5 protein-coding genes are annotated in these 12,285 nt (G+C 76.4%); 1 reads left to right on the top strand and 4 read right to left on the bottom strand.

The genetic code is table 11. The features are described 5' to 3' along the window. Nucleotides 1–1,423 (top strand): helix-turn-helix domain-containing protein (locus E1300_RS29750; RefSeq protein WP_131760411.1); only part of this gene is annotated, 1,423 nt, incomplete at its 5' end. Here the strand turns inward: E1300_RS29750 and mhpA are convergent. From mhpA to E1300_RS29730, 4 genes are read right to left on the bottom strand one after another with little or no spacing between them, the layout of a single operon-like run. Next, nucleotides 1,407–3,179 (bottom strand): bifunctional 3-(3-hydroxy-phenyl)propionate/3-hydroxycinnamic acid hydroxylase MhpA, encoded by a 1,773-nt coding sequence (gene mhpA, locus E1300_RS29745; protein ID WP_278045400.1) that lies wholly within the window; start codon nucleotides 3,177–3,179, stop codon nucleotides 1,407–1,409. The genes E1300_RS29750 and mhpA overlap by 17 nt on opposite strands. Continuing rightward, entirely contained in the window at nucleotides 3,176–3,964 is a 789-nt protein-coding gene (locus tag E1300_RS29740) for an arylamine N-acetyltransferase family protein (protein WP_131760410.1), read from the bottom strand. Before E1300_RS29740 ends, mhpA begins: the two co-directional genes overlap by 4 nt. Before the next feature lie 3 nt (nucleotides 3,965–3,967). Next, on the bottom strand, nucleotides 3,968–7,078 hold the full coding sequence (locus tag E1300_RS29735; protein ID WP_131760409.1) for a type I polyketide synthase: 3,111 nt from the start codon (nucleotides 7,076–7,078) through the stop codon (nucleotides 3,968–3,970). Continuing rightward, the gene (locus tag E1300_RS29730; protein ID WP_131760408.1) at nucleotides 7,075–12,273 is read right to left on the bottom strand and encodes a type I polyketide synthase; all 5,199 of its coding nucleotides are present in this window, start codon (nucleotides 12,271–12,273) and stop codon (nucleotides 7,075–7,077) included. The genes E1300_RS29735 and E1300_RS29730 overlap by 4 nt, the downstream gene beginning before the upstream one ends. Nucleotides 12,274–12,285: the final 12 nt, after the last annotated feature.

The following is a 12,285-nucleotide window of genomic DNA, read 5'->3' as shown; positions in this document are numbered from 1 at the left end:
CGGCCTCGCCGACGGCCTGGCCCTGGTCGGGCGGCTGCTGTGGTTCGGGCGGGGCGCGGAGGCGGTGCGGGTGCTGGACCGGCTGCGCGCGAACGCGCGGCCCGAGAGCGGCGGCCTGCGCGACATCGAGGTCTGGCTCGCGCACGCGCACCCGCCGCTCGCCCGCGACCGGCGCACCCCCGTCCTCGCCGCCGACCGGCGCTTCGCCGTCCCGGCGCCCGGCGAGGACCCGCAGCTGCACGCCCTCGCGATCCTCGCGGACGGGCTCACCCGCCGCCGGACCCACGGCGTCGTGGAACGCGCCGAACAGGTGCTGCGCGACCTGCCCCTGCACCGCCGCAACCCGTGGACGACCGAGGCGGCGCTGCTCGCCGTCCAGGTACTGCTCCGCGCGGACCGGCTCGACCTGGCGGCGCAGTGGTGCGCCCGCCCGCTCGCCGGCGGGGACGCCGGAGGCACGGGGACCCGCGCGGCGCTGTTCGCCGCGGCGCGCGCCGAGGTCGCGCTGCGGACCGGCGACCTGCCGAGCGCGATGCGCGAGGCGCGGGAGGCGCTGGCGGGCCTGAGCGCCGAGTCGTGGGGGGTGGCGATCGGCTACCCGCTGGGCACGTACGTGCTGGCCGCCGGCCGGGCGGGCGAGCACGACGAGGCCGCCAAGCACCTGGCGCTGTCGGTGCCGAAGCCGATGTTCCAAAGCCGCCACGGCCTCTACTACCTGTACGCGCGGGGGCACCACCACCTCGCGGCCGGGCACGCGCACGCCGCCCTCGCCGACTTCCTGAGCTGCGGCGAGCTGATCCGCGGGTGGGGCCTGGACGCCGCCGGGCCGGTGCCGTGGCGCACCGACGCGGCCGAGGCGTGGCTGCGGCTCGGCAACCGCGACCAGGCCCGCCGGCTCATCCGCGAGCAGCTGGCGCGGACCGACGGCCGCGGCCCGGCGCTGCGGCTGCTGGCCGCGGCGAGCCCGATCGGCCGCCGGCTCCCGCTGCTGACCGAGGCGGTCGACCTGGCCGAGGCGTCCGGCGACCGGTACGAGCAGGCCCGGGTCCTCGCCGACCTCAGCCGCGTGCACGCGGCGAGCAACCGGCGGCGCGCCCGGCTGCTGCTGCGCCAGGCGCTGCACGTCGCGAACCTGTGCGGGATGCGGCCGCTCGCCCAGGAGCTGCTGTCGGTGCAGGACGACCTGGGCGGCGCGGAGGCGATGGCGGACGGCCTGGACGGCATCGCGTCCCTCACCGACTCCGAGCGGCGGGTCGCGTCCCTGGCGGTGCTCGGCAACACCAACCGGGAGATCGCCGCGAAGCTCTACATCACGCCCAGCACGGTCGAGCAGCACCTCACCCGCATCTACCGGAAGCTCGGCATCCGCCGCCGCAAGGAGCTGCCCGCCGACCTGTGGGCCGGCCTCAGGAAAACCGGCTGACCCCACCACCACGACCGCTAGCACCGATCCCACTGGTCGCGCCGCCTATGCCGGTCGCGCTGCCCGTGCCGGTCGCGCCGCCCGGGTTGGTCGCGCCAGCTGTGCTGGTCGCGCCGGTCGCGCTGGCCGTGCCGTCCGTGCTGGTCGCGTGCGGGGCTGTGTCGGCTCGCGGCCCGGGTTCCGGCCCGGCTTCGAGGGCGTCGAGGAGCTCGTCCACCAGGGCCGCGGCGCCGTCCCGGTCCTCCGCGGCGCCGAACAGGTAGAAGTCGGGGCGGACCAGCGCCGCGACCGCGCCGGTACGGGCGAGGTACGGCAGGTACACCGCGTCGAGGTCCGCCGCGGCGTCCAGCCGGACGGTCCGCGTGCCGAGCCGCCGCAGGGCCTCCGCACGGGCGGGGTCGAGCAGGTCGCCGGGGTCCTCGGTGGTGAGCAGGACGAAGCCGGGGGCGCCGGTGAGCTCGTCGAGCAGGCCCTCGCGGCCGCCGATCCGCACCCGGCCCTGCGGGGTGAGCTCGCCCGCCGGGACGCGCGGGGCGCCGCCGCCGTCCCGGGCGAGCAGCCCTCGGCTGAGCGGGTGGATCGCCGTCGGCGGCGGCGCGGCCAGCCCGCGCTCGCGGATGCCGATCATGACGGCGTCGCGGTCGCGGGCGGCCGCCGGGTCGGTCTGGCAGATCACGCGGCCCAGGTCGACGGACATGGTGATCGCGTGCCGGACGTGCTCGCGGCGCTCGTCGGTGTAGGTGTCGAGGAGCGCCGCGCCGGCGCGGCCGGTGAGGACCAGGTCCAGCTTCCAGGCGAGGTTGGCGGCGTCCCGGAAGCCCGAGCACATGCCCTGCCCGGCGAACGGCGGCATCAGGTGCGCGGCGTCGCCCGCGAGCAGCACCCGCCCCGCCCGCCACCGGTCGGCGTACCGCGCCTGGAAGGTGTAGACGGCGTGCCGTTCGAGGGTCGCGGTTCCCTCGTCGATGCCGAACAGCGCGAGGAGGCGCCACACGTTCTCGACGGTGCCGAACTCCTCGGGCGGCTCGTCCGGCAGGCGCATGAACTCCCAGCGCCGGTGCCCGGGCCCGGCGGAGACGGCGGTGCGCGGCCGGGCCGGGTCGCAGACCTGGAGGTTGTTCGGGACGAACTCGCGCGGCTCGTGCAGCCTGACGTCGCAGGTCAGCCAGTCGTTGAAGTACCGCAGGTCGGTGGCGCCGGCGCCGCCGGCCTCGTCCAGGGCGTCGCGGACGAAGCTGTTGGCGCCGTCGCAGCCGACGACGTACCGCGCGGACAGCCCCCCTCCCTCGGGCCCCTCGACGGCGACCTCCACCCGGTCGCCGGTGTCGCGCAGGCCGACCGCGCGGTGGCCGCGGAGCACGCGCAGGGTGGGCTGCCGGGTCCCGCGCTCGGTCAGCGCCGCCTCGATGCCCGGCTGGTACATCGAGACCGAGTCGGGCCAGCCGGACCACCCGCGGTCGGCGACGTCCGTCTCGAACAGCGTCGCGCCCTCCCCGTTCCGCCAGACGTAGTCGCGGGACGGCTCGGCCACCGTGTGCAGGGCCTCGCCGATCCCGGCGGCGGCGAGGATGCGCGCGGACTCGCCGTCGAACGACACGGCGCGCGGCATCGGGTACGGCTTCGGGCGGCGCTCGACGACGGTGACGCGGTGGCCGCGTCCGGCGAGCAGCGTGGCGGTGACCTGCCCGACCGGCCCGTACCCGACGACGAGGACGTCGGTGTCGGTGGCGGTGCCGTTGTCCGCGGCGGCGCTCATCGGGCGTCCTCCGCCCGCGTGCGCAGGATCTCGGCGACGACGCGCTCGTGCTCGGCGGGATCGGTGAGGACCCGGACGGTCTCATGCCCGTCGTCCACGGTGAGCAGGCGCTTGCCGATGAGGACGCGCTGCCCGGTGGCGAAGGAGCGGCCGCGCACCAGGATCCCTGCGCCCGCGAGCGTCCGGGCGAACGCCTCCAGCTCCGCCGAGGGGACCTGCCATTCGGCGAGGTCCCGGGGCCGGTCGCGGAACCGGTACACCGCCTGCCAGACCCCGGACCGTCCGCTGCGCTCGACGACGTGGTAGCCGTCCGCGGGGACCACGCGGAAGCGGCTGCCGTGCTGCGACTGTACCTCGCCGCTCACGCGCAGCGGTTCGAGGTAGGACGGGCCGACGAAGCCGACGTCGACCAGGTACAGCCCCCCGTCGACGCGGGCGTGGTTGAAGAGGTGCTCCAGGTCCGGGCCGAACGAGCCGTCCATCTGCCGGATGCCCGCGCTGAAGATCCCGACGTCGAAGCCCAGCTCCGCGAGGAGGATGCGGAAGAGGCCGTTCAGCTCGTAGCAGTTGCCGCCGCGCCCGCCGACGACGATCTCGTCGAACGCGGCGTCGCGGTCGATGTCCACGCCCGCCCAGAGCGCGGTGCCGCGTCCGGCGTTCAGCGCGCTGTCGTAGGGGAAGGTGATCAGGTGCCGGTGGTGCAGGGCGCGGAGCGTGTCCAGGGTGGGGGCGGCGGGGCCGCGGTGGTCGAGGGCCTTGAGGTAGACGTCGGCGTCGAACGGCATGGCTCAGCCCTTCTCCGGTTCGGTCGCGCCGGCCGGTTCGCTCGCGTCGGCCGGCGCAGTCAGTTCGGACAGCAGGTGGTCGGCCAGCTCGGCGGGGGTCGCTCGCTCGAAGAGCAGCATCGCCGGGAGCTCCAGGCCGGTCGCGGCGGAGATCCGGTCGCGCAGCTCGACGGCGGTGAGCGACACGAACCCGGTCTCGAAGAACACGTCGGCGGGCGCGAGCGCCTCGGTCTCCGGCCGTCCGAGCACCGCCGCCGCCTCCGTCCGCACGAACGTCAGCAGCACCTCCCGGCGTTCGTCCTCGGGGAGCTCGGCGAGCCCCGCGAGCGGGGACGGCGGCGCCTCCTGACCTGCCGGTTCGTCCACGGTGGGCTCCTTCGTCGGTCGGCTGGCGGGGGCGGGCGCGGACGACTCCAGCCAGTAGTGGCGGTGCTGGAACGCGTAGGTGGGGAGGTCGACGCGGGGCCGCCCGCCCAGGAGCGCGGACCAGTCGGCGCCGCCCCCGCGGACGCGCAGCGCCGCCGCCGAGAGCAGGAAGGTCCGCGGGCCGCCCTCGCCCCGGCGCAGCGAGCCGGTCACGGCGGCGGCCGGCCCGGCGGCGTCCCGGATCTCCGGCGCCAGGACGGGATGCGCGCTCACCTCGACGAACGACCGGAAGCCCGCGCCGAGGAGCGCGCGGACGGCGGCGTCGAAGCGCACGGTGCCGCGCAGGTTGCGGTACCAGTAGGCGGCGTCGAGGCGCGTCGTGTCGAGCCAGGCGTCCTCGACGGTGGAGAAGAACGGGACGGCGGACGGCTTGGGAGCGAGCCCGTCCAGGAGCGTGTGGAGCTCGTCCCGGATGCCTTCGACGTGGGAGCTGTGCGAGGCGTAGTCCACCGGGACGCGGCGGACCCGCACGCCTTCGTCCTCGTAGGAGTCGACCAATTCGGCCAGCGCCTCGGCGTCTCCGGCGACGACGACCGAGGCCGGCCCGTTGACGGCCGCCGTCTCGATCCGGCCGTCCCAGCGCCGCAGCCGCTCGGCGACCCGGTCCGCGGGGAGCGCGACCGACGCCATGCCGCCTCGGCCTGCCAGGCCGCGCGCGATCGCCTGGCTCCGCAACGCCACCACGCGCGCCGCGTCCTCCAGCGAGAGCGCTCCGGCGACGTGCGCGGCGGCGATCTCGCCTTGCGAGTGGCCCACGACCGCGTCGGGACGGACGCCGACCGACTCCCAGAGCCGGGCCAGCGCCACGTTCACCGCGAACGAAGCGGGCTGGACGACGTCCACCCGGTCCAGCGGGCCACGCAGTTCCTCGTTCAGCGACCAGTCCACATACGGCTTCAACGCCGCCTCGACCTCCGCCAGCGCGTCGGCGAACACGGTGGACGACTCGGCCAGTTCCACGCCCATGCCCGACCACTGCGCGCCCTGCCCTGGGAACACCAGGACGGTCCGGCCCGCCACGTCCGCGACGCCCGTGACGACGGACCGGGCCGGGTCGCCGGCCGCCACCGCGCGCAGCCCGGCCAGCGCCTCGTCCCGGTCGGCCGCGACCACGACGGCCCGGTGGGCGAGGGCCGCCCTGCCGGTGGCCAGGGACGCGGCGACCGCGGCCGGGTCCAGCGCGGGCCGCGCCTCCACGAAGGAGGCGAGGCGCGCGGCCTGCGCCCGCAGCCCGTCCGCCGTCGCGCCGGACAGCTCCCAGGGCCACTCCCCCAGGGACGGCGCCGGGGCCTCGGGGTCCGCGTCCGGCGCGGGGGCCTCCTCGATGATCACGTGGGCGTTGGTGCCGCTGACCCCGAACGACGACACCCCGGCCCGGCGGGGGCGTCCCGGGTCGGGCCACTCCCGCGCGGCGGTGAGCAGCCGCACCGCGCCCTCGTCCCAGTCGACCTGGGAGGACGGCGCGTCCACGTGCAGGGTCGCGGGCAGGACGCGGTGCCGCAGCGCCTCGACCACCTTGATGATCCCGGCGACGCCGGCGGCGGCCTGCGCGTGCCCGATGTTGGACTTCAGCGAGCCCAGCCACAGCGGGCGGTCGCCCGGCCGGTCCCGCCCGTAGGTCGCGAGGAGCGCCTGCGCCTCGATCGGGTCGCCCAGCGGGGTCCCGGTGCCGTGGCCCTCGACGGCGTCCACGTCGGCCGGTCCGAGGCCCGCGGCGTCCAGCGCGGCGCGGATGACGCGCTGCTGCGACGGCCCGTTGGGCGCGGTGAGGCCGTTGGACGCGCCGTCCTGGTTGACGGCGCTGCCGCGCACCACCGCCAGGACGGGATGCCCGTTGCGGAGGGCGTCGGGCAGGCTCTCCAGGAGCAGCACCGCCGCGCCCTCGGCCCAGCCGGTGCCGTCGGCGGCGTCCGCGAACGCCTTGCAGCGCCCGTCGGGGGCGAGGCCGCGCTGCCGGGAGAACTCGACGAACGGCGACGGCCGCGCCATGACCGCGACGCCTCCGGCGAGCGCGAGCCCGCACTCGCCGTCGCGCAGCGCCCGCGCCGCCAGGTGCACGGCCACCAGCGAGGACGAGCAGGCGGTGTCGATCGTGAGCGCGGGGCCTTCGAGGCCGAACGCGTAGGAGACCCGGCCGGACACGACGCTGCCCGACGTCCCGGTGCCGAGGAACCCTTCGAGGTCGGCGGGGACCTCCGGGAGCGCGGTCGCGTAGTCGTGGTACATGACCCCGGTGAAGACGCCGACGCGCTCGCCGCGCAGCGAGGTCGGCGCGAGGCCCGCGCGCTCGAACGCCTCCCAGGACACTTCGAGCATGAGCCGCTGCTGCGGGTCCATGGCCAGCGCCTCGCGCGGCGAGATGCCGAACAGGGCGGCGTCGAACGCCCCGGCGCCGCGCAGGAAGCCGCCCTGCCGGACATAGGACGTGCCGGGACGGTCGGGGTCGTCGGCGAAGAGGCCGCCGAGGTCCCAGCCGCGGTCGTCCGGGAAGGGCGACAGCCCCTCGCGGCCGTCCGCCACGAGGTCCCACAGGTCCTCGGGCGAGGCGACCCCGCCGGGCAGGCGGCACGCCGCCGCGACCACGGCGACCGGGGCGTCCGCGCGCCTCAGCCGGTCGTTCTCCCGCCGCAGCCGCTCGTTGTCGACCAGCGCGGCGCGCAGTGCCGCGACGACGCGGTCGTCGGTCATCGGTTGCCTCCCAGGGCCCGTTCCACGAGGTCGTCGATGTTCATCCCGGCGATCGCGGCGGCGATGCCGTCGCCGTCGCCGGGCTCGCCGGGCGGTTCCGGGACGAGGTCCGCGAGGAGCCGCCGGGCCAGCTCGGCCGGGGTCGGATGGTCGAAGACGAGGGTGGCGGGGAGCCGCACCCCGGCCGCCTTGGCGAGCCGGTTGCGCAGCTCGACCGCCGCGAGGGAGTCGAACCCGAGGTCCTTGAACGCCTGCGCCTCGCCGATCGCGTCGGGGGTCGCATGCCCGAGGACGGCGGCGGCGCTGCGGCGGACGAGGTCCAGCGCGGCGTTCGTCCGCTCGGCGGCGGGCAGCCCGGCGAGCCGTTCGGCGAACGACCCGGTCCGCTCCGCCTCGGCCGCGCGGGGGGTCGCGCGGGGCGGGCGGACGAGTCCGCCGAGGACGGGCGGCAGGTCGCCCGCGGCGGCGAGGGAGCGCAGAGCCGCGAAGTCGAACCGCGCCGGGACGACCACCGGGTCTCCCGCGGCGAGGGCGGAGCCGAGGGCGGCGTCGAACAGGGCCAGGCCCTCCACCGTGGAGAGCCCCGCGAGGCCGCCGCGGGCGAGCCTGCCGAGCCCCGCCCCGCCGAGGTGCCCGGTCATGCCGCTCGCCTGCGACCACAGCCCCCAGGCGAGGGACACCGCGGGCAGGCCCTCCGCGCGCCGCAGCCGGGCCAGCCCGTCCAGGTACCCGTTGGCCGCGGCGTACCCGGCCTGGCCCGCGTTGCCGAGGACGCCCGCACCGGACGAGAACAGGACGAAGGCGGCCAGGTCCAGGTCGCGGGTCAGCTCGTGCAGGTTCCAGGCGGCGTCCGCCTTGGGGCGGAACACCGGGTCGAGGCGCCGCCGGTCGAGGTCGTCCAGCAGCGCGTCGTCGAGGACCCCGGCCGCGTGGACGACGGCCGTCAAGGGGCGCTCCGCCGGGATCGCCGCGAGGACCTCCGCGAGCGCCTCCCGGTCGGCGGCGTCGGCGGCCACGACGGTGGCTCGCGCCCCGGCGGCGCGCAGGTCGCCGGACAGCTCGTCCACGCCCGGGGCCTCGGGGCCCCGGCGGCTGATGAGCAGGAGCTCCCGCACGCCGTGCGCCCGCGCCAGATGGCGCGCGACGAGACCGCCCAGCGTGCCCGTCCCGCCCGTGATCAGCACCGTCCCCTCCGGGTCGAGGGGACGCGCGCCGTCCTCAGCACGCGCGCCCGGCTCGGTGCCCTGCTCGGTGCCCGCGTGCACCAGCCTGGGCGCGTGAGCACGGCCAGCGCGGAGCTCGACTTGCGGTTCGCCGGACGCGACGGCCCGCGGCAGCGACGCCCTGGCGTCCTCGGCCGAGTCCGCGTCCGCCTCCACCAGGACGATCCGCCCCGGCTGCTCGCGCTGCGCCGAGCGCACGAGGCCCCGCACGGCCGAGGCGGCGAGGTCGCGGGGCGCGCCGCCGGTGAGGACCGCCACCGGGCCGCCGTCGCCGGAGAGCCGGTCGCGCAGGAACCCGGCCGTCGCCGCGGCCAGCTCGCGCGCCCGCTCCGGGGTCCGTCCGCCGCGGCCGGTGAGGTCGAGCACGTCCTCGTCCGGAAGCGGTGGGGCCGACGCGGGCAGCGCGACCGGCACCCGGTCGAGCCGGTACAGCAGGTCGCGGCCCGGTGCCAGCCGGTCGGCGGCCACGGACCTGAGGACGAGCGAGTCGATCGAGGCGACCGGCGCGCCGTCCGCGCCGGTGACGGTGATCACGTATCCGGACGCCGCGTCCCGGTAGGCCGCCCGCACGCGCAGCGCCGACGCCCCGGCGGCGTGGAGGCGCACGCCGCTCCAGGCGAACGGCAGCGGCAGCAGGCCGTCCTCCGGCTCGTCCGCGCCGAGCAGGCTCGTGGCCTGGAGCGCCGCGTCGAGGAGGGCCGGATGCAGCCCGTAGCCGCCCGCCTCGACGCCCTCGGGCGCCTCCACCTCGGCGAAGATCTCGCCGCCGCTCCGCCAGGCCGCGCGCAGCCCCTGGAACGCGGGCCCGTAGCCGTACCCGGCGTCCGCCATCCGCTCGTAGAAGTCGCCGACCGGGACCGGCTCGGCGTTCGCGGGCGGCCAGGGAAGCGGCTCCGGCGGGCGCCCCTCGGCGGACAGCCGGCCGGTGGCGTGCCTGGTCCAGCGCCCCTCGCCCCTCCGGGAGTGGACGGCGACGTCCGTGCCGCCGACGACGACCCTGAGCTGCACGTCGTCCCCGTCCGGCACCGTCAGCGGCGCCTCGATGACGAGCTCGTCCAGCGCGCCGTGGCCGGTCTCGGCGCCCGCGTGCAGCGCCAGCTCGGCCAGCGCCGCCCCCGGCAGCACCGTCGTCCCCGCGACCGCGTGGTCGGCGAGCCAGCCGTGGTCGCGGAGCGACAGGCGGCCGGTGAACACGGCGCCGTCGGGCAGCGGGACGGCGGCGCCCAGCAGCGGGTGCCCGGCGTCCGCGAGTCCCGCGGCGGCGAGGTCGCCGCTGCCGCGCCCGCCGTCGAGCCAGTAGCGGCGGTGCTGGAACGCGTACGTGGGGAGGTCCGCGTGCCGGAACGGGCCGGGCCCGAACGCGCCGCTCCAGTCGACCTCGACCCCGGCGACGTGGGCCTCCCCGGCGGACCGGAGGAAGCGGTCCAGCCCGCCGTCGTCGCGGCGCAGGGAGCCGACGACGGCCGCGGGCGCGGTGACCGCTTCGGCCAGGCTGGGGACCAACACCGGGTGTGCGCTGACCTCGACGAACGCACGGAACCCGTCCTCGGCGAGCGCTTCGGCCGCCTCGCCGAACCGGACTGTCCGGCGCAGGTTGCGGTACCAGTAGCCGCCGTCCAGCTCGGTGGTGTCGAGCCATCGTCCTTCGACGGTTGAGAAGAACGGCACCCGGGAGGGTTGCGGTTGAAGGCCGTTGAGGAGGTCGCCCAGTTCGGTTTCGATCGCCTCGACGTGGGAGGTGTGCGAGGCGTAGTCCACCGGGATCCGGCGTGCTCGCACCCCTTCGGCTTCGCAGGCGGCGACCAGATCGTCCAGCGCCGCTGAATCGCCTGCGACGACCACTGAGGACGGGCCGTTCACGGCCGCTATCTCCAGACCGGGAGTCAAGCGGGCGGTGGCCTGCTCGATGGGGAGCGCTAGCGATGCCATGCCGCCTCGGCCTGCCAAACCGCGCGCGATAGCCTGGCTCCGCAGCGCGATCACGCGGGCCGCGTCCTCCAGCGACAGCGCTCCGGCGACGTGCGCGGCGGCGATCTCGCCCTGCGAGTGCCCCACGACCGCGTCGGGACGGACGCCGAACGACTCCCAGAGCCGGGCCAGCGCCACGTTCACCGCGAACGAAGCGGGCTGGACGACGTCCACCCGATCAAGCGGGCCACGCAGTTCCTCGTGCAGTGACCAGTCCACATACGGCTTCAATGCCGCTTCGACTTCTGCCAGCGCACCGGCGAACACTGCCGACTCGGCCGCCAGCTTCACGCCCATGCTCGACCATTGCGCGCCCTGGCCGGGGAACACGAAGACCGTCTTGCCGTCGACCTCGGCCGGACCGGCCGACTCGACCTCCGTCAGGGCCGCGATCGCCTCGGCGCGGTCACCGGCCACCACGACGGCCCGGTGTTCCAGCGTCGCGCGTGCGGTGGCGAGGGCATGCCCGATCTCCGCCGTCGTGAGGCCGTCGTTTTCGCGGACGAAGGACGCGAGTCGCTCGGCCTGGGCCCGCAGCCCGTCCGCGGTGCGCGACGAGAGCAGCCAGGGCACCGCGCTCGGTCCCGGTTCGTGCGGGCGGTCGCCGTCTCCGGGCTCGGCGACGGCCTGCTCGATGATCACGTGGGCGTTGGTGCCGCTCACGCCGAACGACGACACCCCGGCGCGCCGGGGCCGGTCCGTCTCGGGCCACCGGACGGCCTCGGTCAGCAGCCGCACGTCGCCGGACGTCCAGTCCACCTGTGAGGTCGGCTCGTCCACGTGCAGGGTCGCGGGCAGCACGCCGTGCCGCAGCGCCTGCACCATCTTGATCACACCGGCGACGCCCGCCGCCGCCTGCGTGTGGCCGATGTTCGACTTCAGCGACCCGAGAAATACCGGCCGGCCGTCCGGACGATCCTGCCCGTAGGTCGCCAGCAGCGCCTGTGTCTCGATCGGGTCGCCGAGGCGCGTGCCCGTCCCGTGGCCCTCGACGGCGTCGATGTCCGCACCGGACAGGCCCGCGGCGGCCAGCGCGTCCCGGATGACGCGTTCCTGCGCGGGGCCGTTCGGCGCGGTCAGGCCGTTGGACGCGCCGTCCTGGTTGACCGCCGAGCCGCGCACCACCGCCAGCACCTCGTGTCCGTTGCGGCGCGCGTCCGACAGCCGCTCCAGCACCAGCACTCCGACGCCCTCGGAGAGGCCTGTGCCGTCGGCGGCGTCCGCGTAGGCCTTGCAGCGCCCGTCGGCGGCCAGGCCGCGCTGGCGCGAGAAGTCGACGAAGACCTCCGGCGTCGCCATCACGGCCACTCCCCCGGCGAGGGCCAGCGACGATTCGCCGGAACGCAGCGACTGCGCCGCCAGGTGCAAGGCCACCAGCGATGACGAGCACGCCGTGTCCACCGTCACCGCCGGGCCCTCCAGCCCGAACGTGTAGGCCACGCGGCCGGACGCGACGCTGCCCGAGTTGCCGATGCCGAAGTAGCCTTCGAGGCCGTCCGGGAGGCTGCCGAGGTTGTCCCGGTAGTCGTGGAACATCAGCCCGGAGAAGACCCCGACGCGGGCGCCGCGCAGCGAGGTCGGGGCGATGCCCGCGCGCTCGAACGCCTCCCATGACACCTCCAGCAGCAGGCGCTGCTGCGGGTCGACGGCGAGCGCCTCGCGGGGCGAGATGCCGAAGAGCGCGGCGTCGAACCCGCCGGGGTCGGCCAGGAAGCCGCCTTCCTTGGCGTAGGTCCGTCCCGCGCGTTCGGGGTCGGGGTCGTAGAGGTCGTCCAGGTTCCAGCCGCGGTCGGCGGGGAACGCGCCGATGGCGTCGTGCCCGTCCGCGACCAGGTCCCACAGGTCCTCCGGGGAGGAGATCCCGCCCGGCAGGCGGCAGGCCATGCCGACGATCGCGATCGGCTCGGTCCGGCGGGCCTCCGCCTCGTGCAGCCGCCGGCGGGTCCGTTGCAGGTCGGCCAGGACCCGTCGCAGGTAATCGCGCAGCTTCTCGTCGTTCGCCATGTGCTGTGCTCC

It is taken from the genome of Actinomadura fibrosa (assembly GCF_900659615.1).
Classification (GTDB): domain Bacteria; phylum Actinomycetota; class Actinomycetes; order Streptosporangiales; family Streptosporangiaceae; genus Spirillospora; species Spirillospora fibrosa.
Note: the sequence above shows the minus strand (reverse complement) of the source record. Positions and strands in the feature narration are given on the sequence as shown.

Bases quoted from the DNA above. Each gene is read 5' to 3' on its own strand.
- E1300_RS29730 (WP_131760408.1), bottom strand. From the start codon at position 12,273: ATGGCGAACGACGAGAAGCTGCGCGATTACCTGCGACGGGTCCTGGCC.
- mhpA (WP_278045400.1), bottom strand. From the start codon at position 3,179: ATGAGCGCCGCCGCGGACAACGGCACCGCCACCGACACCGACGTCCTC.
- E1300_RS29740 (WP_131760410.1), bottom strand. From the start codon at position 3,964: ATGCCGTTCGACGCCGACGTCTACCTCAAGGCCCTCGACCACCGCGGC.
- E1300_RS29735 (WP_131760409.1), bottom strand. From the start codon at position 7,078: ATGACCGACGACCGCGTCGTCGCGGCACTGCGCGCCGCGCTGGTCGAC.